At 36.9% G+C, this 23081-nt stretch carries 23 protein-coding genes; 12 read left to right on the top strand and 11 right to left on the bottom strand.

Annotated features, from left to right (window positions below):
* Nucleotides 1–511: 511 nt before the first annotated feature.
* Together GVN22_RS18005 and hslV are read left to right on the top strand one after the other, a co-directional pair.
* On the top strand, nt 512–2194 hold the full coding sequence (locus GVN22_RS18005; protein ID WP_166552400.1) for a 2-oxo acid dehydrogenase subunit E2: 1683 nt from the start codon (nt 512–514) through the stop codon (nt 2192–2194).
* Nucleotides 2195–2331: 137 nt separating this feature from the next.
* On the top strand, nt 2332–2874 hold the full coding sequence (hslV, locus tag GVN22_RS18010) for an ATP-dependent protease subunit HslV (protein ID WP_095162887.1): 543 nt from the start codon (nt 2332–2334) through the stop codon (nt 2872–2874).
* Between the two features lie 110 nt (nt 2875–2984).
* Here the strand turns inward: hslV and GVN22_RS18015 are convergent, their stop codons facing one another.
* The gene (locus GVN22_RS18015) at nt 2985–3449 is read right to left on the bottom strand and encodes a DinB family protein (RefSeq protein WP_166552401.1); all 465 of its coding nucleotides are present in this window, start codon (nt 3447–3449) and stop codon (nt 2985–2987) included.
* Nucleotides 3450–3677: 228 nt separating this feature from the next.
* On the opposite strand from GVN22_RS18015, the gene GVN22_RS18020 reads away from it, so the two are divergent.
* Nucleotides 3678–4316, top strand: coding sequence for a peroxiredoxin (locus GVN22_RS18020; RefSeq protein WP_370520435.1), 639 nt, complete (start codon nt 3678–3680; stop codon nt 4314–4316).
* 293 nt (nt 4317–4609) lie between these two features.
* Nucleotides 4610–5413, top strand: a complete 804-nt coding sequence (locus GVN22_RS18025) for a glycoside hydrolase family 25 protein (RefSeq protein ID WP_205690947.1) — start codon at nt 4610–4612, stop codon at nt 5411–5413.
* Between the two features lie 74 nt (nt 5414–5487).
* Here the strand turns inward: GVN22_RS18025 and hisS are convergent, their stop codons facing one another.
* Nucleotides 5488–6852 carry a histidine--tRNA ligase gene (hisS, locus tag GVN22_RS18030; protein WP_166552403.1) on the bottom strand — a complete coding sequence of 455 codons (1365 nt, stop codon included), beginning with the start codon at nt 6850–6852 and terminating at the stop codon, nt 5488–5490.
* A gap of 308 nt (nt 6853–7160) precedes the next feature.
* On the opposite strand from hisS, the gene GVN22_RS18035 reads away from it, so the two are divergent.
* The gene (locus GVN22_RS18035) at nt 7161–7316 is read left to right on the top strand and encodes a hypothetical protein (RefSeq protein ID WP_166552404.1); all 156 of its coding nucleotides are present in this window, start codon (nt 7161–7163) and stop codon (nt 7314–7316) included.
* Between the two features lie 24 nt (nt 7317–7340).
* Here GVN22_RS18035 and GVN22_RS18040 read toward each other — a convergent pair whose 3' ends face one another.
* Entirely contained in the window at nt 7341–7817 is a 477-nt protein-coding gene (locus GVN22_RS18040) for a hypothetical protein (protein WP_166552405.1), read from the bottom strand.
* Between the two features lie 121 nt (nt 7818–7938).
* Complete coding sequence (locus GVN22_RS18045; protein ID WP_166552406.1) at nt 7939–8469, bottom strand: hypothetical protein; 531 nt, start codon at nt 8467–8469, stop codon at nt 7939–7941.
* 177 nt (nt 8470–8646) lie between these two features.
* Between GVN22_RS18045 and GVN22_RS18050 the strand changes: the two genes are divergently transcribed.
* Nucleotides 8647–9408, top strand: coding sequence for a DUF1080 domain-containing protein (locus GVN22_RS18050; protein ID WP_166552407.1), 762 nt, complete (start codon nt 8647–8649; stop codon nt 9406–9408).
* Between the two features lie 60 nt (nt 9409–9468).
* Here the strand turns inward: GVN22_RS18050 and GVN22_RS18055 are convergent, their stop codons facing one another.
* From GVN22_RS18055 to GVN22_RS18065, 3 genes are all read right to left on the bottom strand, one after another.
* A complete protein-coding gene (locus GVN22_RS18055) occupies nt 9469–10227 on the bottom strand; it encodes a hypothetical protein (RefSeq protein ID WP_166552408.1) in 759 nt (252 codons plus the stop codon).
* A gap of 207 nt (nt 10228–10434) precedes the next feature.
* On the bottom strand, nt 10435–10968 hold the full coding sequence (locus GVN22_RS18060; RefSeq protein WP_166552409.1) for a hypothetical protein: 534 nt from the start codon (nt 10966–10968) through the stop codon (nt 10435–10437).
* 2 nt (nt 10969–10970) lie between these two features.
* Nucleotides 10971–11213: a hypothetical protein gene (locus GVN22_RS18065; RefSeq protein WP_166552410.1), complete on the bottom strand. Its 243-nt coding sequence runs from the start codon at nt 11211–11213 to the stop codon at nt 10971–10973.
* 232 nt (nt 11214–11445) lie between these two features.
* Between GVN22_RS18065 and GVN22_RS18070 the strand changes: the two genes are divergently transcribed.
* The gene (locus GVN22_RS18070; protein ID WP_166552411.1) at nt 11446–13674 is read left to right on the top strand and encodes a transferrin receptor-like dimerization domain-containing protein; all 2229 of its coding nucleotides are present in this window, start codon (nt 11446–11448) and stop codon (nt 13672–13674) included.
* 228 nt (nt 13675–13902) lie between these two features.
* On the opposite strand, the gene GVN22_RS18075 is transcribed toward GVN22_RS18070, so the two are convergent.
* On the bottom strand, nt 13903–14160 hold the full coding sequence (locus tag GVN22_RS18075) for a hypothetical protein (protein WP_166552412.1): 258 nt from the start codon (nt 14158–14160) through the stop codon (nt 13903–13905).
* A gap of 296 nt (nt 14161–14456) precedes the next feature.
* Here GVN22_RS18075 and GVN22_RS18080 point away from each other — a divergent pair, with 296 nt between their 5' ends.
* Together GVN22_RS18080 and GVN22_RS18085 are read left to right on the top strand one after the other, a co-directional pair.
* Nucleotides 14457–15044: a TetR/AcrR family transcriptional regulator gene (locus GVN22_RS18080; protein WP_166552413.1), complete on the top strand. Its 588-nt coding sequence runs from the start codon at nt 14457–14459 to the stop codon at nt 15042–15044.
* Nucleotides 15045–15108: 64 nt separating this feature from the next.
* A complete protein-coding gene (locus GVN22_RS18085) occupies nt 15109–16089 on the top strand; it encodes a ketoacyl-ACP synthase III (RefSeq protein ID WP_166552414.1) in 981 nt (326 codons plus the stop codon).
* Between the two features lie 125 nt (nt 16090–16214).
* On the opposite strand, the gene GVN22_RS18090 is transcribed toward GVN22_RS18085, so the two are convergent.
* Genes GVN22_RS18090 through GVN22_RS18100 form a run of 3 tightly spaced genes read right to left on the bottom strand, consistent with a single transcriptional unit; the run spans nt 16215 to nt 19304 of the window.
* A complete protein-coding gene (locus GVN22_RS18090) occupies nt 16215–16991 on the bottom strand; it encodes a hypothetical protein (protein ID WP_166552415.1) in 777 nt (258 codons plus the stop codon).
* Nucleotides 16992–17026: 35 nt separating this feature from the next.
* A complete protein-coding gene (locus GVN22_RS18095) occupies nt 17027–18163 on the bottom strand; it encodes a DUF3696 domain-containing protein (RefSeq protein WP_166552416.1) in 1137 nt (378 codons plus the stop codon).
* Complete coding sequence (locus GVN22_RS18100) at nt 18132–19304, bottom strand: DUF262 domain-containing protein (RefSeq protein ID WP_166552417.1); 1173 nt, start codon at nt 19302–19304, stop codon at nt 18132–18134. Before GVN22_RS18100 ends, GVN22_RS18095 begins: the two co-directional genes overlap by 32 nt.
* Before the next feature lie 196 nt (nt 19305–19500).
* Here GVN22_RS18100 and GVN22_RS18105 point away from each other — a divergent pair, with 196 nt between their 5' ends.
* From GVN22_RS18105 to GVN22_RS18115, 3 genes are all read left to right on the top strand, one after another.
* Nucleotides 19501–20268: a class I SAM-dependent methyltransferase gene (locus GVN22_RS18105; protein WP_166552418.1), complete on the top strand. Its 768-nt coding sequence runs from the start codon at nt 19501–19503 to the stop codon at nt 20266–20268.
* An 18-nt stretch (nt 20269–20286) separates the two neighbouring features.
* Complete coding sequence (locus tag GVN22_RS18110; protein WP_166552419.1) at nt 20287–21576, top strand: aminopeptidase P family protein; 1290 nt, start codon at nt 20287–20289, stop codon at nt 21574–21576.
* Nucleotides 21577–21727: 151 nt separating this feature from the next.
* Nucleotides 21728–22942, top strand: a complete 1215-nt coding sequence (locus tag GVN22_RS18115) for a glycosyltransferase (RefSeq protein ID WP_166552420.1) — start codon at nt 21728–21730, stop codon at nt 22940–22942.
* Nucleotides 22943–23081 lie beyond the last annotated feature (139 nt).

Raw genomic sequence — 23081 nt, forward strand, 5'->3', positions numbered from 1 at the left:
TGATAGAATATTCTGAGCTAAGTTACGGAACCACTTTTACCGATAGTCTGTATTATAAGATAAACACCATGATTGATGTAACTAGCAAGAGAAATCACGGAGTAATCCAAACAAATTGTGATTAGAATCGTTACAAAAACAGGGTAAAAAAACAAAGGAAACTTCTTTTAACAATGATACTTCCCGTTGGGATTGCAAAATTAACTTTTCTAAATTTAATTATAGAAAGTTTGAGTAAAAACTATCAGGATTAATAGAGGACAAAATTATATTTTTCAAAGATAACTTTTGAAACAAATCCTTTACTCTTATTTTTGGCGTCTGAAATGAAACAGGGTACCGCCAGAAAAAAGATTTGATTAGTGGTTATTGACTAATACAAATGTGTTGTCTAGCTTTAATGCTTGTTTTATATTTGTGAATTACTTTAAAACGGTATTTTCAATCCCTTTAATTAAAGATTGATGCAACGCAAGTTGCTTCGACCATAAATTTCCTATAACTAAGAATCATGGCAGAAATTATTACGATGCCCAAAATGAGCGACACCATGACTGAAGGTGTTGTGGCAGAGTGGCTCAAGAAAGTTGGCGACGTCCTCAAGCCAGGCGACGGTCTTTTGGCTGAAATCGAAACAGATAAAGCGACAATGGAGCTTGATTTGGATGAGAGAATGGACTTGAGCAATTTTAAAGATTGTAGACTTTTATACATTGGCTTAGAAAAAGGTAAAGCTGTACCTATCGATAGCATCATTGCTATCATCGGTGAAAATGGCGAAGCATACGAGCATCTCTTGAGTGGTGCTCCTGCGGCGGCAGCTCCTGCACCTGTTGCTGAAGCTCCTGCGGCGGCTCCTGCTGCTCCAGCAGCTCCTGCGGTTGATACGTCAGGTATCAAAGCAGAAATCATTGGTATGCCAAAAATGAGTGATACCATGACAGAAGGTACACTTGTAACATGGCTTCGTAAAGTTGGGGATGTAATCAAACCTGGCGAAGCTCTTTTGGCAGAAGTTGAAACTGACAAAGCTACAATGGAGTTTGACCTTGATAACTTCATTGATATTTCTAAATATTCTCCTTGTACCTTGTTGTACATTGGTATCGAAGAAGGTAAAACAGTTGCAGTAGATGACGTTATCGCTGTGATTGGTGAGCCTGGTGCCAACTATCAAGCATTGTTATCAGCGGGTTCTGCTCCAGCAGCTCCTGCACCAGCAGCAACACCTGCGCCTGCGCCAGTGGCAACTGCTACTCCTGCGGCAGCTCCTGCACCAGCAGCAGCGCCTGTAGCTGAAGCAACTGTAACTTCTGCTGATGGCCGTGTGAAAGCTTCTCCTCTAGCAAAAGCTTTGGCGAAAGATAAAGGTATCAACTTAAACGAGGTAAAAGGTTCAGGAGAAAACGGTCGTATCGTAAAAACTGATATCGACAATTATGTACCTGCTCCTAAGGCTGCTCCAGCGGCTAAACCAGCGGCAGCAGCAGCTCCTGCAACTATCTTGGGTCAAGAAAGCTATGAGGAGTTCTCAGTAAACCAAATGCGTAAAACAATAGCACGTCGTTTGTCTGAGTCTAAATTCTCTGCTCCTGAGTTCTATCTAACGATGGAAATCAATATGGACAAAGCTATGGCTGCTCGTACTTCAATGAACGAATTCTCTCCTGTGAAAATCTCGTTCAACGATATGGTAATCAAAGCTGTAGCTGCTGCATTGACTAAACACCCGAAAGTAAACTCTTACTGGTTGGGCGACAAAATCCGTATCAACCACCACGTACATATTGGTATGGCGGTAGCAGTTGAAGACGGTTTGTTGGTTCCAGTAATTCGTTTTGCTAACACAAAGTCATTATCACAAATCTCTGCTGAAGCGAAGGATTTGGGTGGTAAGGCTAAAAATAAACAATTGCAACCAAAAGATTGGGAAGGCAATACATTTACAGTAAGTAACTTAGGTATGTTCGGTATCGATGAGTTTACTTCTATCATCAACCAACCAGAATCTTGTATCTTGGCTGTAGGTGGTATCAAAGAAACAGTTGGTGTGAAAAACGGACAGTTCTATGCTACTAACGTAATGAAAGTAACATTAACTTGTGACCACCGTACTGTGGATGGCGCAACTGGTGCTGCATTCTTGCAAACATTCAAGCAATTGCTTGAAGATCCAATCAAATTATTGGTGTAATCCAAGTATTTGAACCATCAAAAGATGAAAGATACTTCTTATCCAAAAGATGGGAAGCGTCTTTCATCTTTTGTGTTTTATAGAGGACTTAACGTCTTTCTTTTCTTTACCGACAAACATTTTATTCTTGAAAATAGATGGAAAAAATTAGATCAACCACCGTCTTGGCGATTGTGCACAATGGCGAGGTAGCCATCGGAGCAGATGGACAAGCAACCATGGGAAGCACCGTAGCCAAAAACCATGTTCGTAAAATCCGAAAACTGTTGAATGGTAAAATTGTGACAGGTTTCGCTGGTTCTACTGCCGATGCATTTACCCTTTTGGAAAGATTTGAAGAAAAACTCAATGCTTTTGGTGGGAATATGAAGCGTGCTAGTATTGAATTAGCAAAAGACTGGCGTACCGACCGCTATTTGCGCAGATTAGAAGCCATGATGATTGTAGCTGATAAAGAGGAGGCTTTGATTATTTCAGGTACAGGCGATGTCCTAGAACCAGAAAATGGTATTGCTGCGATTGGTTCAGGAAGTAACTATGCCCTTTCAGCAGCTTTGGCATTGAAAAAACATGCTCCTCATCTAACAGCTGAAGAAATGGTTAGAGAAGGATTAACCATTGCGGCAGATATTTGTATTTATACTAATCATAACTTCGTTATCGAAAAACCTGCTGTTTAGGTATAAATGCGAAATTATGAGCTAAGTCAAAAGCTCCGTAGCGACGATAGAATTATACTAAATTTGTTTTCTATCGTCGCTACGGAGCTTTATATGTATCAATCGCTACTTTACTTTCTGGTCTCTTCTCTGGCAAAAACAATAAAATCAGTGACAGGTAGTTCCTGCATTTTGCCCTTCAAATGACTCACCAATTGCCCACGGTGATAGCCAGAATGAAGCATCAAATGTGTAAGTATTTCATATAAACTAGAAAAATGTGTTTCGTCCTTGCTATTAGTATAGGATACGGTCCTCCCAAAGGTCAATTCTTCACTCTGATCTATGAGTTCTTGCCATCTTTGAGTAATATTTCTCAACATAATTACACATTCCGAAAAATCCTTAGTTTCCCATAAAGGAATATACGCTCGAACTTCTCTAGCACGATTATACCATGTCAAATGAGCAGCCAAAATATGCGATAATAGTTCTAGTGAGCGTGTATCTGGTCTATCAAGTGATTGTAAGGCTTGGATAACTTGTTCGTTTGCCCAAACTTCATAATTCATTAATTTAGCAAAATGATACTTCATAGTAAGAGTGTTTTTTGGATGATATTTAAAGGTATCAAAGTGGACATTTATCATTAAAATAATAAAAAATAGACCTAATCTTTGTATATTCGGCTAAATCTTTTCGAAAAAAGTTGATTTTTATCAAGATTCATAAAGTTTTCTTCAAAACTGGAACTAAAACAAATATAATCTTGTAAGTTTATAGACTAATTAGAGTACCCAGAGTATAAACCTAAAACAAATATTATTATGTCATTAAGATTAGGAGACATTGCCCCAGACTTTACGGCAGAAACAACGCAAGGCACAATCAATTTCCACGAGTGGATTGGCGATTCATGGGCTTTATTGTTCAGTCACCCAGCTGATTTTACTCCTGTTTGTACTACAGAGTTAGGTAAAACAGCGCTTTTGAAAGGTGAATTTGAGAAAAAAGGCGTAAAAGTTATTGCAGTTTCGGTAGATGATTTGGACTCTCACCAACGTTGGATTCCAGATATTGAAGAGGTAAATGGTGTGTCAGTTAATTTTCCTATCATTGCTGACGAAAGCCGTAACGTTGCTACTTTGTACGATATGATTCACCCAAATGCTTCTGAAAAAGCTACAGTTCGCTCGGTGTTTATTATCGGTCCAGATAAAAAAATCAAATTAACGCTTACTTACCCAGCTTCTACTGGTCGTAACTTCCAAGAATTGCTTCGTGTGATTGATTCTTTGCAGTTGACTGCCAACTATCAAGTAGCGACTCCAGCAGACTGGAAAGACGGTGAGGATGTAATTATTACGCCTGCGGTAAAAACAGAAGATGCTGCTGAGAAATTCCCTAAAGGATTCACAGTAGTTAAACCATATTTGCGTACAACACCACAACCTAACAAATAGGTTGTCTTATGTTATGTTTGACTTCGAATTCTAATCGAGTGAATTGAGATTGAGGGAAAGAGTGATTATTTTAAGCTGTAGAGACGCAATGCTTTGCGTCTAAGAATGAGTCATATTGCATATCAAAAAAGCGTTCGAAAAACAATTTTCGAACGCTTTTTTGATGAATAGTTAGAGAATAACCCCTATTCCGAAATCAGAGAAGACTCATGTTTGTATTTTCTGTCAAAATCTTCTACCAAAAGCGCAAGTAGTTCAGAAATAGTTTACTACGAATTTTATATTTTTGCAATATGATTCAACTATTACTGAAAAGATATTTCGCTTTACCACGCAATACAAAAATTGCCATACTTCTCACGATTTTCCTAGCTATTGTTTCCTTAATCATTTGGGGAATCTATGCTATTGTGATGCTTTTCAGACCTAATCCTAATGGTTGGGAAAATGTCTCGAAAGTAGGCATTTCAATGCCTTTACGATACGAAGTACATGGTATTGATGTATCTCACCACAATGGTGAAATTAACTGGAAGAAAGTCGAAAAGATGCGTTTTGAAGATAACAGAAAAATAGAGTTTGCCTTTTTGAAAGCTACCGAAGGTATTACACACGCCGACCGCCAGTTTGATCGTAACTGGGAGCATGCACGCAAATTTGGTATGCGACGTGGTGCCTATCACTTTTACATTGCTTGGCGCGAACCAGTAGGGCAAGCAAAAAACTTTATCAATTCAGTAAAACTCGAGAAAGGAGACTTTGCTCCTGTTTTGGATATCGAACAAAACTCCTTGAAATCTGACGAGCAAATTATTAGAGAAATTGGCGTGTGGCTCAATATGGTCGAAAACCATTATGGCACTAAGCCCATCATTTATACCAATCCTAATTTTTATAAGAAGTTTATCAAAGGTAATTATGATGATTACCCACTATGGATTGCGGATTATTCTAACGAGACACTCAAGGGATATGGATCTAATCTTTGGTTTTGGCAACATAACAAAAATGGCTGGGTTGAGGGTATCAAAGGAACTGTAGATTTTAATGTTTTTTTAGGAAGCAAAGCTGATTTAGGCAATCTGTACATCAAATAACTTTGGGAGTTACCCATAAAAAAGCCCCACTAACTTTCGTCGGTGGGGTTCTTCATTTATATTGATGTAATCAGTTATTCGTTAATTTTTGCAAAAATATCGTCAATCGAAAGTTTGAACTGCTCCCCAGAAGTCATGTCTTTCAGAGTCAACAAACCTGATTGTAATTCATCAGAACCAATAATTACGACAAAAGGAATCTTCTTACGGTCTGCGTAATCCAATTGTTTTTTGATTTTGGAATTGTCTGGAAAAACCTCTGCATTAATACCTCTTTCACGAGCAGCACGAAGCAATGGCAAGGTATAGTTTTGCTCCTCTTTTCCAAAGTGACAGAATAATAATTTGGTCGTTACTGCTTGGTTATTAGGGAATAAATTCAATTCTTCCAAAACATCATAAATACGATCAACTCCAAATGAAATACCCACTCCCGACAAACCTGGTACTCCAAACGTTCCTGTTAGGTTGTCATAACGACCACCTCCTGTGATAGAGCCAATTTGAACATCCAAAGCCTTTACTTCGAAAATAGCGCCAGTGTAGTACGACAAACCACGTGCAAGCGTAATGTCCAATTCAATATTTTCATCGGTCACGCCAAAGGCTGTCATGTAATTCCACATTTCACGAAGCTCTTCAATACCTTTTTTACCAACTTCCGAAGTTTGAAGTAATTCCTCCAACCTCGTAAACTTTTCTTGGTTAGAACCTGTGATAGAGAAAACAGGGGTTAAATTAGCCAAAGCCTCCTCTGAGAAACCTCTTTCCGCCAACTCTTCCATTACTTTTTCCTGACCAATTTTATCTAATTTATCAATCGCTACAGCTAAAGCAGCCTCTTGTCCAGCAGCACCAATAGCTTCGGACAAACCAGAAAGAATTTTACGGTTATTGATTTTCAGGTTAAAGTTGATATTCAAACTTTGCATTACTTCCTGAATCATCATCACGATTTCGGCTTCACAAATCAAAGAATCCGTGCCTACTACGTCGGCGTCGCATTGATAAAATTCACGATAACGCCCTTTTTGAGGACGATCCGCACGCCAAACTGGTTGGATTTGGTATCTTTTGAAAGGAAGAGGCAATTCGTTACGATTCATCACAACATACCTTGCAAATGGTACAGTCAAGTCATAGCGCAAGCCTTTTTCTGAAATTTTGGTCGTTAGTTTTTTATACCCTTCATCCAAATCTGTTTGTGAGATTTTCTCAGAAAAGTTTCCAGAATTCAAGATTTTAAACAAAAGTTGGTCACCTTCATCTCCATATTTACCCATCAAAACCGAGAGATTTTCCATCGATGGAGTTTCCAATGGTTGGAAGCCAAATCTTTGAAAAACGGCCTTGATTGTGTCAAAAATATAATTTCTTTTGACCATTTTCTCTGGGCCAAAATCTCTAGTTCCTCTTGCTAATGATGGTTTGCTACTCATGATTCTGAATTAGTAATTTGATTAACTCTTAAAAAGTAGGTGCTTTTGAGGGCAAAACGAATATAAAAGCGCTGAATCGCAACGTATTTAAGCATTTTTGAGATTCAAACTTGATTTATGGATTTCCTACTCGTTATTTAAAATGTCTGCAAAAATAACAAACCCTTTAGGTTTTTGGAAGCCTAAAGGGTTTTAATATCCGAAAATCTCTATATTTCAGGGTATTTCTCAAAGGAATATCCAATATTGTGTTGGATAAGAATGTTTAATTCTGTAATTTTGCACCTCAAACAAAAAATCTGTTTACAATGGCCGTTACAAGACTAAAAAGAAAAGACAGAAGAAATAAGGCTATAGCTACAAACAAAGTCGAAGCAATTAAGCGTTTGCGTTTGAAGCCAGAAATCAAGTTGATTGATATCGAAGCTATCAAAGCTGAATTTGCTGCGAAGGCTGCGAAGTAATTTTCGAAATTTCTTCTAAGAGATTTAAACCTCGTCGGTAGTGGCGGGGTTTTCTTGTTTTTCTACCTTTGGTTTTTCGTTTACTTTTCTCTGATTGGGTTTCCCTTTTCTATCATCCTTTTTATCCTCTTTCTTTTCCACCTTTTTATCTTCCTTATTTCTAAGTACCTCACCCAAGTGGTTCAATTTCTTAATTTGCTTTGCTAGTTCTTTTTCCTGCTTATTCATTTTCTTGTTAATATCCATCAACAATCTAAAACGAACAGCCTGTCCAAGGCATACCAATCCCAAACTTGTCAAGATTAATCCGTACAAGCCTAGCAAAAACCATATATAAAAGGCCTCATTCATGCCTTTTTTGAATGCAGCGGTAGCTACTACAGAAAGTCCAAATCCAAATAATAAAATACCAGCAGCGGCGCACAAAATCCATTTGGTACGCAATGGCATACGCTTTACTAATCTTTCTCCTGGTGCTTTTTTTGCAATTTTTGGTCTCATGTTGTATTGTAAATGTATTAGGGTTAAAAAGATGTGTTAGTTTAGCTTGGGCTTTTGGCGGTAGACCAGCAGCCAAAATAACGATGATTGTTATCGCTTATCAGCAAAATACTGATAACACTTATCTGGAAAGCCAATAGTCGGCCAACAGTTTTTCTACCTCTCTAAATTCGTCGTACAAACTTTGTGGCAAAATGGCTTTTGAATACGAATAACCATGTTTTTGCCAGAGGAAAAAAGTATAATAGTCAGACTCATAAATAGCTTTCATGATAGACTTTTGTTTGGTATTGAGTTTGGTTGGCAATTTTTTCTCAACACTCATCAAAAAGTATGCTTTGGTTTTGAAAAGTAGCATTTTTTTCCCGTTTACATATTTTTCAACAGGCTGAGCCTCCATTTCTACACTTTTTAGCGCCTCTTTTGGCAAATATACATCATCGACACGTTCGATATAAAAATTTGATCCATTCGTCTTAAATCTCCAACCTTGTGGCAGCTCGTTTCGGAGTGCCAATACACGTTTGTCTTTACATAAGGTATTTACATCAAGATAGCGAAAAGCTGTATTTTGTCCAAAAAAAGTATGAGAGATAAGTATAAACCCTGATAGGATATAGAATTTAATCCAATTAATTTGGGCATTTTTCATATTTATTCAAGTTTGCTGTTAAATTTACAGACAGTTTATTTCAGTAAACTTAAAACTATTTTTATAATCAATAACTATTCCCGAATTACAGTAGGACAAAACGTCTTATTTGGATACACTCAAAGCAGTCGAATTGTTTTACTGTAGATTAAAATTTAAACTTAAACAATTTTTCCAATGAAAATCAAGAAGAAGGTAATTTTAAGTGCCGCAGTTTGTCTTTTGGGCTTAAAAGTTCAAGCACAGGATTTCCGATTTGTAGAAAAAAATCCTGAAAAGCCAGACGCTACTGAATATTGGGACCCAGAAGTTCGCGTTGTAACCCCAGGAGCTATTCCTTCAGATGCTATTGTGCTATTTGATGGCAAAAATCTTGATCAGTGGGAGTCTATCAAAGACGGTAGTGCTGCTAAATGGGAGGTGAAAGATGGCGTATTTACAGTAGTTAAAGGTACTGGAAATATCTCTACTAAAAAGCATTTTGGTGATTGCCAATTACATATCGAATGGCGTTCTCCTGAAGAGCCAGAGAATGTAAAAAGTCAAGGACGTGGCAATAGCGGTGTTTTCTTCCACGGAATTTACGAAGTACAAGTATTAAATTCATACAAAAACAGAACGTATCGTAATGGTCAAGCTGGTTCGGTTTACAAGCAAACACCTCCATTGGTAAATGCAACCGCGAAACAAGGTGATTGGAATACTTACGATATTATCTATACAGCGCCTCGTTTTACAGTAAATGGCGGTATCGAAACGCCTGGTTATGTTACCGTAATCCACAACGGTATTATCGTACAAAATCATACTAAAATTCAGGGTGTAACCAACTATATCGGTCAGCCAACCAATCCTGTACATGGACCAAAAGGACCAATCTCATTGCAAGACCACGGAAATGCAGTAAGTTTCAGAAATGTTTGGATTAGAGAATTGTAAGATTTCATAGTTTCAACAAAAAAGCGAGTGTTTTTCGAAACGCTCGCTTTTTTGTTTTTATTACTTACTCAAATTATATCCCAACGACAGACCTACTTTTGTGATGCTAGCTTTTATAAAATTACTCCATGATGTTCTTCCTGAATCGTTTTGAGAAAAGTTTATACTGGTGAATAATCTGCCAAATCTGGTTCCTAAACCCACTTTGTATCCAATTATATCATCATAGTGAACAAATGTGTTCATAGGAGTACTGTCACTTATTACTTTTTCATAAGTTGGACCAGCTTGTATAAATAAAGCAACCGTTTCTGCCTCATTTTGGTAAAATACATATTGAGGTAAAAGAGCAAAACTTAGGGCTGTTACGTTTCTTGCAGGTAAAAATCCAGCATTCATTTGTGCAAGTTCTTGGTAGCTCGCAAAAGCTGCATCAACCTCTATCCCTAGCTTTCGATTAAATCCTTTTGGTTCCCATATCAAACCAGCACCCAAAGACATGTTCGACAACGCTGATTTGTGAAACAACCTCTCATTATCCGCAATTCTGTAAGTATTGTATCCATACGTATTATACTCTGCTTTCACAACCATTTGTATTCGCTTTCTTTCAGCAGAAATGTTATAGTTTGAATGATTACCTGTCAGTCTATCTGTTTCAGAATAATCAGCGTTATCAAGAATGTATGCTGTATGACTTTTGAGTTCAGTTGCCGAAGTTTGGATTGGTTGAGCATCGTTATCAATGGTATCTTGGGCAATCAAAGGTGCAGTACTGATAAAGAGTAAACAGGAGACGAACATAAAATTTTTCTTCACGAGCAATTAAAATTTAGGTTGAAACTAAAAAACAATAGCCAGATTCATAAAATATAAATCTAGCTATTCTATGCAACGACAGGATAAGTGCTTTATTTTAGTGTTTATATGTTAAAAAATGTTATAATAGCTACGAGCTATGAAGATATACAAATAGCTGACCATATTAACCAATAACAATTTATCAGGTTCTGAAGAAGATTCTCGCTACAAAACCTCCATCCTTTTCACATTACTATCAATCAGTGCAATGATGAGCTTTTTGCCCTTTTCTGGAACATAAAACAGATAGGTAGAATTTTGCCCTATAATGGTCACTTTCTGGGTTTGTCCGTCATCAAAAGTAATTTGGTAATTAGGCTTAGTTTTACCTTCGGCAATAAGACTCTTTTGCTTGGTGCCTCTTCCCAGTTCGATCCCAATAAAAAAACCAAAAAAGATAAGTCCAGTACAGAGGATAAGTAAATTCATCGCTTGCTCTTTGTCATGTTTTGCGTTAAACTTTTCGCTCAATTTATTCACTAGCACCAGTAGTAAAACCATTCCTAAAATGGTAACAGGAATCAGCCAATGGCTCATGAGTAAGGTTAATGGAGCGGTTAGAATATCTGACAAAGAGGCAAAATAAAGGATATTGATACCCAACATTTTGTAAAAAATAGACTCGCTAACGACGCCTAATATCAACAAATAAAGATACCCAATAGATAGGTATTCCTGAAATCCTAAATTTTTGAACATTACTAAATACGGTTTTTAATTTCTTCTTGAACTTTTTTAAGGTTTTGATATATAAAAATCAAAGATGGTAAGACGCCTGAAGATATGGCAATGAAAGCAAATTGTTTTTTTACGATGGCCAAATAAATAGTCAATACTGCTAAAATAATTTGAAGGATAAGGGTAGTATAAAATGTTGTCTTAAATGTTTTTTCTTTAGCTTGCAATGCTTCAATGGATAAGTCTGAATAGGTTTCTTTTTTCATGGTGATATGTGATTTAGTTTAGTCGTGATATAATGAACTTCAAGTTATAAAAAATATAGTTGTTCGTACATTGAAAAAGTGATTATCAGCAAAACCATATACTAATTTCTCTTCTTTCCGAACTTTAGGGTATTTAATCCTTTTGTCAATCGATAAACTTCTTATCTTTACTAATACCGAATTTGACTTATTCTTCGGCGATTATGTTCACTTTTCTTCATCATAACTTATCATGAAAAAACTGATTACACTCCTAGGATTTTTGTGCCTAGGACAACTTACCTCGTCGGCTCAAAACCTCCTCGGATTCTCGGAAAAAGGTACTGCTTCCGAAAAAGAATTAGAAGCCAAATTTGATGCTCAACTCAACGCCCAAAACCTGCGTACTTGGATGAAGTTTATGAGCTCAAAACCTCATTACGTAGGCTCGCCACACAACCGTGCGAATGCTGTGTATATGCGCGATTTGTTTAAATCGTGGGGATTTGAGGCTCGAATTGATACCTTGTACACGCTTTTCCCAACGCCCAAAGTTCGTGAAGTTAGTTTGGTAAGTCCTACGATTTTCAAAGCCAGTTTGGTCGAACCTATGCTTAAAGAAGATGGTACTTCCAACCAGCTCAAAGATCATTTGCCGACTTACAATTGCTTTTCAGCAGACGGTGATGTAACCGCTGAATTAGTTTATGTCAACTTTGGTCGTCCTGATGACTATGAAGTACTCGAAAAAATAGGGGTTAGTGTGAAGGGAAAAATCGTGATTGTGCGATATGGCGGTTCTTGGCGTGGCTTAAAACCTAAATTAGCTGCCGAAAAAGGCGCTGTGGGATGTATCATTTACTCCGACCCCAAAGACGATGGTTATGGTCAGGGCGATGTATATCCAAAAGGTCCCTTCAGACCAGAAGCTGGCGCTCAACGTGGCTCGGTGTTAGACCTGCCAGTTGCGCCAGGTGACCCGCTAACGCCAGGTTATGGAGATACCAAAGATGCCAAAAGATTGGAAGTAAAAGATGCGACAACCATCATGACAATTCCCGTATTGCCTATTTCTTATGGCGATGCCTTGCCCCTACTCAAAGCATTAGATGGAAGAATAGCGCCAGAATCGTGGAGAGGAGGCTTACCTATTGCCTATCATGTGGGTCCGGGAGCTGCCAAAGTGCATTTAAAGCTCCAATTTGATTTTAAAGTAGAACCTTTGTTCAATGTTATTGCTGTAATGAAAGGTTCAGAATTTCCTGATCAATGGATTCTCAGAGGTAATCACCATGATGCTTGGGTATTTGGCGCAGCCGATCCTTTGAGTGGTATGGTTGCCGTAATGGAAGAAGCTCGTGCCATTGGAGAATTGGCAAAAACAGGCTGGAAGCCAAAAAGAACCTTGGTATTTTGTGCTTGGGACGGTGAAGAGCCAGGTTTGTTAGGCTCAACCGAATGGGCTGAGGCCAACCGCGCAGAATTGCAGAAAAAAGCGGTAGCATATCTTAACTCAGATGGTAATGGACGTGGTTTTCTGTCTGCTGGCGGTTCGCACACATTAGAAAAATTCTTTAACCAAGTAAGCCGAGATGTTATCGACCCACAAAAAAACATCAGTGTTTATGACCGTTTACGTTCGTATATTTTGGTCAATGGCTCTGGCGAAAGCAAAAAAGAAGCTTTAAGTCGCGGAGATATTCGTATTGGTGCCTTGGGTTCTGGTTCTGATTTTACCCCATTTTTACAACATTTGGGTGTATCTGCTATGAATGTGGGGTATGGTGGCGAAGATGAAGGAGGCGAATACCATTCTATTTATGATTCTTTTGACCATTACACTCGTTTCAAAGACCCAGACTTTGCTTATGGTGTAACGTTGGCCAAAACCATGGGAAGAACTGTTTTGCGACTAGCAAATGCCGATGTATTGCCCTTCGAGTTCCAAAACTTTTCAAATACGCTTCAAAACTATGGCACAGAGGTAAAAGCTTTACTAGAAAATATTCGTAGCAAAACTGAAGAAAATAATCGTCTGGTAAAAGAAGGACATTTTGCGGCAGCCGCTGACCCGAACGAACCGATTGTTGTGAAAACTTATGAGGAGGTTCCTTATATCAATTTTGCGCCGCTCGAAAATAGTTTGAATCGTCTCAACAAAAGTGCTAATGCTTACGCTTCTGTGGTAAAAAACAGCAATAAATTAGCGCCAGCGAAGCTTGAGGCATTGAACCAACTTCTCTATACGATTGAAAGAACCTTGACCCTGCCAGAAGGTTTACCGAATCGTCCGTGGTACAAACACCAAATTTATGCTCCTGGATTTTTTACGGGATATGGTGTAAAAACAATTCCTTCTGTACGTGAGTCTATCGAGCAAAGAAAATGGAAAGATGCAGAAAAAGGTATTGAGATTGTGTCATCAGTGCTTAATAAATACTGTGATCAAATAGACAAAGCAGTTGCTTTGCTAGGAGAATAAAGGTAAAATTTAGTCATCACGAAGGCTCCATTTTTCCAAAATACATGAATCTTTCTTGATTGAGTGAATTGGGATTGAGTGATTTAGTGATTAATATGAATTTGACCAGTAGAGACGCAATGCTTTGCGTCTAGAGAGGTGTCATTTTGAAATTTAGTATCAAAAAAGGCGGTTGAAATTAATTTTTCAACCGCCTTTTTTTGGGAAAAATAACGAAGTATTATACAATTACTTTCTTCTTGAATAAATCTCCTCCTCTACCATTTTCAATTGCAGTCTATGTTTGTTGCGATATAGCTGTATCCCTACGTTCAACAAAATTAAGGGAGCAATCCAACCCGGTTTGTTGACAGAAGAGATAAGATATACTGATGTAAGTACCAATGTAATTTGGAATACAAAAAAAGTGTTAACATAAAACTTTAGAGATTGTTTTTTGCTCAAAAGTTTAGATAAGGTCCAGTTAGCAAAGACGGTATCTTTCATAAAATATATGTATAAGTTGTTGAGGATTAAGTTTTACTACTTTACTAGAACAAAAAAGAGACACTTTTATTGCAACAAAATGTGATTTGTAGACCTATTTAAGATTAATTTTTTTCAGAAAAATAGGTTCTTGATTCTCTAGTATCTTATATGTGGGTAAAATTTTGTGTGAGGCCTTTTTTAATAGTTCTCTCTTTAAAGTTTTATGTTAGAACATGTTACTTTTCTTTAACCAGAAAAAATAATTCACATACCGATTGGTATGTGAATTATTTTTTTTCCTATATTTACAATCCATGGAAACGACGCAAGAATACATACTCGAAAAAGTAGCTCCTCTTTTTAACAAAAAAGGCTACAATGGCACGTCGCTTTCTGAGATTACCAAGGCTACCAATCTCACCAAAGGAGCGGTATATTTTTACTTCAGAAACAAAGAAGATTTAGCATTTCAAGCTTTTCATTTGAATGTAAAAAAATTGGTAAAACCTCTAAATAATGTAGTCATTGAACGTAAAGGCGCAATCAATAAGCTTTATGGCATGACCTATTATTTCAAAGAATACTATTATGAATTAGCTTCTGAAAGAGGGGGTTGTCCGCTTCTTAATTTGGGAGTTGATGCTCGTTTCAACAATCCAATTTTGTTTGAGGAGGCTCGTAAAATTTGTGATAGGCTTATCCAAAATACTGCCACTATTATCACCCATGGCATTAAGCACAAAGAAATCAAAGAAGCTACTGACGCACATACCTTAGCTACCAATATTTACTCTATGATTGAAGGAGGAATATTCATGTCTTTGATTACCCAAAATAAAAATTACATTGTAAATATCGCTAATCATATTGAGTCGGCTATTATTGAACAAATCCGCCTCTAAAAAAAATTTGTAGTACCACATACCATTCGGTATGTGTATTCAAACAATTCAAAAACAAGTCATTATGAATGCAATTATTGATTCTATCGGGGTGTATCTTCCTGAAAAGAAAATCGACAACCACTATTTCGAGCAATTTTTAGAAACCACCGACGAATGGATAGTGAGCAGAACAGGGATTAATACTCGCTATTACAGCTCAGAAACCGAATATACCAGTGATTTGTGTGTAAAAGCGGCTCAAAACTTGGCTGACAATTATCAAAAGAATCTTGCAGACATTGACTTTGTGATTGTAGCCACTAGTACACCAGAACAAGCCTTTCCTAGTATGGCGAGCCAAGTACAAAGTCGTTTGGGTATCCCAAATGCGGGCTGTATGGACATATCTGCTGGTTGTGCAGGTTTTGCGTATGGTTTGATTGTGGCCAAAGGCTTAATTGCAACAGGCGACTACCAAAAGGTATTGGTTATCGGTGGCGAAACGCTTTCAAAAATTTCAGATTTTACTGACCGTACCAGTTGTGTGTTGTTTGGTGATGGCGCTGGAGCAGTATTAGTAGAAAGTTCAGAAACGCAATATCTACATAAATCTATTTCGACAACCAACGGCGACTTAGGAAAAGATTTGTATTTATCGAATCAACCAGCTCCCATCAATTTTGAGCAGATAGATTACAACGGAAAAATCCACCAAAATGGACGTACCGTATTCAAGTGGGCTGTATCGAACCTCCCTGCTAATATTAGCAAATTGGCAGAAAAAAATGGTATCACCACAGATCAAATCGATTGGATGATTCCTCACAGTGCAAATATTCGTATTTTGGAAGCCGCTTGCTCACAGATGGATTTTCCTATTGAAAAATGCTTGGAGAGCGTTGTCAACTACGGAAATACCTCAGCAGCCTCTATCCCAATTGCTTGGTACAACGGTATCCAAAACGGGAAAGTACAACTTGATGACAAATTAATGTTAGCAGGTTTTGGCAGTGGACTTACGTTAGCAGGTATTTATTTGACTAATCGTATTCAGAAAGCTTAATATATTCTTGATTATTTGAGATAAAACAAAAGCGGTCGAAATGAGTTTTTCGACCGCTTTTGTGATTTTATGCCTTTGTTGGAGATAACTTCAATAAAGACATAAAGTAAAGTACAAGTTGGTTTTTATTTTTTAAAGAACTCTCGTATTGATTTAGGAACTTTATTCCATTGTTTTTCATCCTCCAAATGGAAAGCATGATACTGGTTCTGTGGATTATCTCCTTCAAATGGAAATACTAAGTATGTATCAACAGTATCATCAAAAATATAACACCAAGGGGTTTCTCGCAAATCAAAAATTGCATTGTCTAATAAGTTTTGTGCTTCCTCATCACTACATTTCAATCGTGAAGCTTGCTCACTTTTTTTTGGCGAATTTGCTACTCTCTGAATATTACCATGCTTAGAAGAAAAATGATAAATACGCTTAGGTAGCATACTATTGATAAATTTCCAAAGCAAATCATTTGAATGGAAATAATTAATTTTTACTTTTTCAAATTCATTTTCTGAATCTATTTTAAGTAAATTATCTTCCCCTGACAAATTCCTTGAAATGACGACATGATTGGCATCTGTCTCACAATGCAAACACTTACTGCCAGAATAAAATGCTAAACTAGACTGTTTTTCATTAAAGACTATTTCAAAATACAAACTCCTAGATGTATGAGGTATTGCATCCCTAAACAAAATTTCTAAATAATCTTGTGGACTTTGTATATATTCATCAAATCCCTCCATACCACTAATTTCTGCAAATTTTTCAGCGAGCCTTTCTAGGTCTTCAGAAGCAAAATAAATATCAGCCTTTAGCTGTCTAGCAACCTCTAAAATTGAATAAGTAGCCCTTTTATATGCCTCAAAATTTTCAATCGTAAAATGTTCATCATCGAACATTTCAGAATGGATGTAGAATCTAAATTCGTTGTTCATTAAAATCCCATTAAAAACTTTCTATCAATTGTAAATTGGTCAAAAAAACCTTTGGGTGGATATCGTAACCTTCCACCATTTTCTAGCATAATCTTACTAGCTATAGTACAATGATTAGTTTCGTCACGATCAAAATGGTAAATTTTTACATTATCCTTTGAAACTCCCCCCTTCTTTTCTTCAAATTTTTTACATTGTACCAATACCCCATTGATAACATGATCACTATGTGTTTCAATAACAATTTGTATTCCTAACTCAGCAGCAAGACATATCAACTCAGTGAGTTTAGATATACCATGTGGATGTAGGTGAGCCTCTGGGTTTTCTATTATTAGCAAAGCGTCAGGCTCTGCTGAAAGAATGGCTATAATGATTGGCATCACATAACTAATACCAAACCCTACGTTCGATGCTTCGAATAAATTAGTTTTACCTGTACTTCCTCGACTAGTCTCAAAGGAATATTTTAGCGTGAAACCGAGTTTTCCTTGATCTCTTATATCCACATTAATTCCGCTACTTATTTCTTGTTCCCATGCTATTACCTGAGAAAACAAATCATCATAATCGCTTTTAATACATAGAGCTTGAGCTACTGTTAAATTTCTATACTGATTCAGAAAATGGACAAAGTACTCAGCTTTTCCATCCATTTCTGATATTTGTCGTCGAATATCTACAATTTTATCATCTTTGGAATATTGCTCTTGTGGACCAAGTCTGTTGGCACTTATGTATTGAAATTTGTAGGAAAATAGACTCTCATCATCAATCTTACTATTTGAACTAGATCTGGCAAGACTAATAAAACTTTTTACTTTTGCCTCTTCCTTTTCGGCTGAATACTTAAAAAAATAGTTGTCAATAGAAGTCGAGAAATAAAAAGTAAAGCCATCCTCTTCTGCATATTGATAAATAGCATCTCCTGCAGTGCCAATTTTAACGGAGTTAGATTTCAAATCTAGATTTTCAAAATTCCGTTCTTTAATATAGTTATCTCGTAGCAACAAAAGAGCTTGTAAGGACGAAGATTTACCTACTCCATTAGCACCACATAAAAGGGTTAAATTTCCAAACTCAACAAGAGTTTCAGCATGACTTTTAAAATTTTGAAGCTTTATCTCTTTTATCATTGATGAATGTAGTTAATAGTGTATTAAACTCAGTATTTCTATTTATAACACTTTCTTTAGTTGCAGTTCCAGTAGTTATAGCATCAAGAAATTTTTTATTATTGGTTAAAAATTCTATGAATTTCGTTCTAAACTCCATCGAGCTTAATTCTAAAAGAGACATTTCATCTTCAGATAATTTAGCAAAAGCAACACTAATTACCTCAAAAATTGGCTTATTTACAGGTTTACGTGGGTCATTGACGTTAAACCTTTTCCTAAAAGCATCAGTTCCAAAAATATTAAAAGCTAACTTCAACGCTTTAGTAAAATTAGCTTTTATTTCGCTGAGTTTTTTTTCATCGCTAGGAATAATACGTGTTCCCTTTGTTATAAATCTATCTAAATCTGGCTCGTATGTAGTAAAACCCAATAAATAAAATGCCAAAAATCTTGAAACAAAATCTAAATCTTCTTGTCTTTTTGTCTTTACAGAATTATCAGTCGCTTTTCGAAAATATATTCCAGATTCTTGTTGTTCATTCAATAAAAACTCCAAAAAATCTACTCTGTATCCCTGAAAGAGGGCTGTACGAATTTCTTGTGCCTTAAGTGGTACATCGCCCTGATTTATTCGGCTAAAAATGGTGTATTTAACCTCGTCTGGTGTCCCCTTCCCTATCAGGTTGATGGTTACTTGATTTGAATTAATTGTCCGTTTTACATCCTTGGGCAGCTCCTCCCACTTTTTCCCATTGTACTGTGTTAAAAACTCTAAGTTCTCCAAAACTAAATGGGCTTTATTTTTTCCAACCTCACCTCGACCCAGCATAAAATGCTCCAATGTACTCATTCTTTGAAGCCCATCAACCACATACCATCTTTTATCATCTGCTTCATCAAAATAGAATAATGGAATAGGTAAATCTAGCATTAAAGACTCTATAAAACGACTCTTCTTAGTGTTGCTCCATAGATTTGGTAATCTTTGATAACGAGGAACTAATATCTGATCATCCTCCATCAACTCTACCAGTTGTCCAATATTTCTAGGTATGATTTTAATGTTTATCTCAGATGGGTTAAAAGGAATTGTAATACTTATGTCCTCATTTCCTTCTTCTTTTTCAATGTCATCCCATTCATCAGTAGATTGTACCATAGCTATATATTTTGTTTTACTGATGTAAAAATACAACATTTACATTGAATATAAGTAATCGATAAAATCTCTTAATTTAGGAAATTCGTCATTTTAGAGAATATAATTGTATAAAACCGAGACAGTATTTCTCCCTCCTATTTTATTTCGGAATCATTTTTTACCTTTGCAAAAAATATATTTGACCATCATTTCCATGAAAAAAATTATTAGCTGGACACTCCGAAACATTCCTCGTAAGTATTTGCAATTAGTTAGTCACTTTGCCATGAACCTATATGCGTTCTTTTTGCGAGGTAATAAGGTGGAATGTACAGTTTGTGGCTCTACATTTTCGAAATTCGTTCCTTATGGTCGTCTCGAGCCTCGTGATAACGCTCTTTGTCCAAACTGCCTTGCTCTCGAACGTCACCGTTTGATGTATTTATACCTTCAACAAAAGACTAATTTCTTCAAAGCTGACCTTAAAGTTTTGCATGTGGCGCCTGAGTATTGTTTTATCGACCGTTTCGAAAAAATGAAAAACTTGGACTATATCACCGCTGATATTGAGTCGCCTTTGGCAAAAGTAAAAATGGACTTGCACAATATTCCTTTCGAAGACAATACTTTCGATGTAGTTTTCTGTAATCACGTATTGGAGCACGTCGACGATGATATTCGTTGTATGCAAGAAATGCGTCGTGTGCTAAAACCAAACGGTTGGGGTATTATGCAATCACCACAAGACTGGAACTTGGAAACTACTTTTGAAGATAAAACCATCACCGACCCGAAAGAGCGTGAGCGTCTTTTCAAACAAGATGACCACTTCCGTATTTTTGGTCGTGACTACCACAAACGCCTCGAACAAGGTGGTTGGCATGTTACACAAGACCGTTTTGTGATGGAAATGCCCAAAGACAAAGTAGAACGCTATGCTCTTCCGAAGGAGGAGATTATTTATTTGTGCGAAAAAAAATAACACCAACAACACTCATCAATGAAATACTTACCGATAGATAGTCAACTGTTTGTAACAAACAGAGCTAGATTAAACCAGCTATTGAAACCAAAAGGTATAGCGATTTTCAACTCAAATGACATTATGCCGACCAATGCTGACGGTACAATGGGCTTCAGACAAAACTCTGATTTGTTTTATTTGAGTGGTATCGATCAAGAAGAAACGATTCTTTTGTTGTTTCCAGATGCTCCAGACCCACGTATGAGAGAAATTTTATTCCTACGTGAAACTTCAGATGTGATTGCGGTTTGGGAAGGATACAAATACACAAAAGAACACGCAAAAGAGGTTTCTGGCATTGAGACGATCTATTGGACTAGCCAATTTGAGCAAGTTTTGACTACCTTGGTATTTGAGGCTGAAGCCATTTATCTCAATACCAACGAACATATCCGTAATAGCTCTGAGGTACAAACACGCGATGCGAAGTTTATCAACTGGGTAAAAGACCGTTATCCTTTACACCGTCTTGAGCGTGTGGCTCCATTGATGCACCATTTACGTGTTATCAAAAATCCTGTAGAGATTGCGCAACTCAACGAAGCTATTCGTATTACAGAATTAGGTTTTAGAAGACTCTTGAATTTTGTAAAACCTGGTGTTACAGAATACGAAGTAGAAGCAGAACTTATCCATGAGTTTGTAAGAAATCGCTCAAAAGGATTTGCATATCAGCCAATTATCGCTTCAGGTGCCAATGCTTGTGTATTGCACTACATCGAAAACAGCCGTATTTGTAAAGATGGAGATTTGTTGTTGTTGGACGTAGCAGCCGAATATGCTAACTACAATGCAGACTTAACGCGTACTATTCCTGTCAATGGTCGTTTTACAGCTCGTCAGCGTGCGGTATATGATGCTGTTCATCGTGCTTTCAAATTCGCTAAATCTATCATGCAGGTGGGTGTTTTATGGAGTGAATACCAACACGAAGTAGAAATGTTCATTGAATCTGAATTGATTGGACTAGGTTTGTTTGATAAAACTGATGTAAAAAATCAAAATCCAGAATCTCCTTTATTCAAAAAATACTTTATGCACGGAACATCACACCACTTAGGTTTGGATGTGCATGATGTATGGAGTCGCTACCGTCGTTTTGAGGCTGGAATGGTATTTACAATTGAGCCTGGGATTTATATCCAAGAAGAAGGTCTGGGAGTTCGTCTCGAAAATAATATCCTTGTTACTGAGGATGGTAATATCGATTTGATGGGAAGCATTCCAATGGAAGCTGACGAAATCGAAAGCTTAATGAATGCCTAGATAGGCACCAAGTGGCAAAGGCACATAGGGACAAAGTGTCTTTGTTATTTTGGATTTGAGATTTCTGATTTCGGAAGTGTTTGAAATATTTTTCCGAAATCAGAAATCCCAAATCTGCAATAATTTAAAAACTCCTCACTCAAAACTCAAAATGCCTTTCCCGACTATTTTATTATTTGATTTAGATGCTTCTGGTCATCATTCTGAATATCTAGCACATTTGATTGAATATCAGTTAGAACATCGTCTGCCTATCAAATTAATAGCTTTGGTCAGTCCAATCTTTGCTACAAAACACGTCAATCTTACCCAAAGAACGTCGGTGGATGCTTCGGTTTTTGAGTGGAAATATATTTCTGAGGAAGAATTTCAGCAGTATCAAGCAGAAAATAATGTCATCAAACGAGGAGATTTTGAATGGGGATTATTCTGTAAATATGCTTCAGTATTTCAAGCCAAACATGGTGTTTTGATGTATCTGGACCATTTGCAATTAGCGATTTTACAAAAAGGTAATCAAGCTCCTTGTACTTTTTCTGGCATATTTTTTAGAACTACACTAACCAATTATCGTCCCGACTCTTGGAAAGAACGTATCAATTTTATTCGTAAAAAATGGATGCTTCGTGGGTTACTTTTTTCTAAAAAGTTGACCAACCTTTATTGCCTTGATCCGTATGCAACCGATTATATTCAAGAAAAATGGCATAGCAACAAATCATTGTATTTGCCTGACCCAGTCAAAACCTATCCATTCCCAGCGGAAGCTCCCGCTTTGCTCCGACAACAGTTAGGCATTGAACCGCATCGTAAGGTATTTCTTATTTTTGGTTTTTTGGATGAAAGAAAAGGAATCATTCCAACGCTGGAGGCATTGCTTCAATTACCCCAAAAACAGCGACAAGATGCTTGCTTACTGCTAGTAGGCGGCTGGACTGCGGAAGAAAAAGATCGTTTTGAAGAAAAATTAAAAGCAGTTGGAGCAGAAAACCACTTACAAATTGTTAAAGTTGATTATTTCGTAGAACCCGAACTAATTCAACAATTCTTTGCCCTTTCTGATGTAATTATGGGCTTGTATCAAAAACATATCGGTATGAGTGGTATCATGGTGCGCTCGGCTTTTGCTCAAAAACCGCTCTTAACTTATAATTACGGTTTGATGGGAGAACTTACCCGAAGAAATCAACTGGGAATTACCGTAGAGCCAAATAATCAAGAAGAGTTACAAGAAAAAATACAATTTTTGTTAAGTCAATCAAAAACTGTCGGAAATCAGACCATGATGAAAGAGTTTTCTGACCATCATCAGGTAAAATTTTTCGCAGAATGTATCTTCAAAAAAAATAAAAAAATATTATCCTGAAAATCAGGCACTTCAAAAAAACTTAGCCCCTTTACACTTAGAGTTCTAAGTAATTTTCTTACCTTTGTATCCCGTAACCATAGTTTCGGATTTTCTAAAATGAAATCTTCTTTGGGAAATCTGAAACGTCCATGAACTT

Source organism: Cellulophaga sp. BC115SP, from assembly GCF_009905545.1.
Lineage (GTDB): Bacteria > Bacteroidota > Bacteroidia > Cytophagales > Spirosomataceae > Flectobacillus > Flectobacillus rivi.

What these genes read in the sequence shown, in the direction of transcription:
- hisS (WP_166552403.1), bottom strand. Translation starts at nt 6,852, where the DNA reads ATGAGTAGCAAACCATCATTAGCAAGAGGAACTAGAGATTTTGGCCCA.
- GVN22_RS18070 (WP_166552411.1), top strand. Translation starts at nt 11,446, where the DNA reads ATGAAAAAACTGATTACACTCCTAGGATTTTTGTGCCTAGGACAACTT.
- GVN22_RS18085 (WP_166552414.1), top strand. Translation starts at nt 15,109, where the DNA reads ATGAATGCAATTATTGATTCTATCGGGGTGTATCTTCCTGAAAAGAAA.
- GVN22_RS18050 (WP_166552407.1), top strand. Translation starts at nt 8,647, where the DNA reads ATGAAAATCAAGAAGAAGGTAATTTTAAGTGCCGCAGTTTGTCTTTTG.
- GVN22_RS18025 (WP_205690947.1), top strand. Translation starts at nt 4,610, where the DNA reads ATGATTCAACTATTACTGAAAAGATATTTCGCTTTACCACGCAATACA.
- GVN22_RS18015 (WP_166552401.1), bottom strand. Translation starts at nt 3,449, where the DNA reads ATGAAGTATCATTTTGCTAAATTAATGAATTATGAAGTTTGGGCAAAC.
- GVN22_RS18115 (WP_166552420.1), top strand. Translation starts at nt 21,728, where the DNA reads ATGCCTTTCCCGACTATTTTATTATTTGATTTAGATGCTTCTGGTCAT.
- GVN22_RS18100 (WP_166552417.1), bottom strand. Translation starts at nt 19,304, where the DNA reads ATGGTACAATCTACTGATGAATGGGATGACATTGAAAAAGAAGAAGGA.
- GVN22_RS18065 (WP_166552410.1), bottom strand. Translation starts at nt 11,213, where the DNA reads ATGAAAAAAGAAACCTATTCAGACTTATCCATTGAAGCATTGCAAGCT.
- GVN22_RS18060 (WP_166552409.1), bottom strand. Translation starts at nt 10,968, where the DNA reads ATGTTCAAAAATTTAGGATTTCAGGAATACCTATCTATTGGGTATCTT.
- GVN22_RS18105 (WP_166552418.1), top strand. Translation starts at nt 19,501, where the DNA reads ATGAAAAAAATTATTAGCTGGACACTCCGAAACATTCCTCGTAAGTAT.
- GVN22_RS18040 (WP_166552405.1), bottom strand. Translation starts at nt 7,817, where the DNA reads ATGAGACCAAAAATTGCAAAAAAAGCACCAGGAGAAAGATTAGTAAAG.
- GVN22_RS18045 (WP_166552406.1), bottom strand. Translation starts at nt 8,469, where the DNA reads ATGAAAAATGCCCAAATTAATTGGATTAAATTCTATATCCTATCAGGG.
- hslV (WP_095162887.1), top strand. Translation starts at nt 2,332, where the DNA reads ATGGAAAAAATTAGATCAACCACCGTCTTGGCGATTGTGCACAATGGC.
- GVN22_RS18090 (WP_166552415.1), bottom strand. Translation starts at nt 16,991, where the DNA reads ATGTTCGATGATGAACATTTTACGATTGAAAATTTTGAGGCATATAAA.
- GVN22_RS18035 (WP_166552404.1), top strand. Translation starts at nt 7,161, where the DNA reads ATGGCCGTTACAAGACTAAAAAGAAAAGACAGAAGAAATAAGGCTATA.
- GVN22_RS18095 (WP_166552416.1), bottom strand. Translation starts at nt 18,163, where the DNA reads ATGATAAAAGAGATAAAGCTTCAAAATTTTAAAAGTCATGCTGAAACT.
- GVN22_RS18075 (WP_166552412.1), bottom strand. Translation starts at nt 14,160, where the DNA reads ATGAAAGATACCGTCTTTGCTAACTGGACCTTATCTAAACTTTTGAGC.
- GVN22_RS18110 (WP_166552419.1), top strand. Translation starts at nt 20,287, where the DNA reads ATGAAATACTTACCGATAGATAGTCAACTGTTTGTAACAAACAGAGCT.
- GVN22_RS18080 (WP_166552413.1), top strand. Translation starts at nt 14,457, where the DNA reads ATGGAAACGACGCAAGAATACATACTCGAAAAAGTAGCTCCTCTTTTT.
- GVN22_RS18005 (WP_166552400.1), top strand. Translation starts at nt 512, where the DNA reads ATGGCAGAAATTATTACGATGCCCAAAATGAGCGACACCATGACTGAA.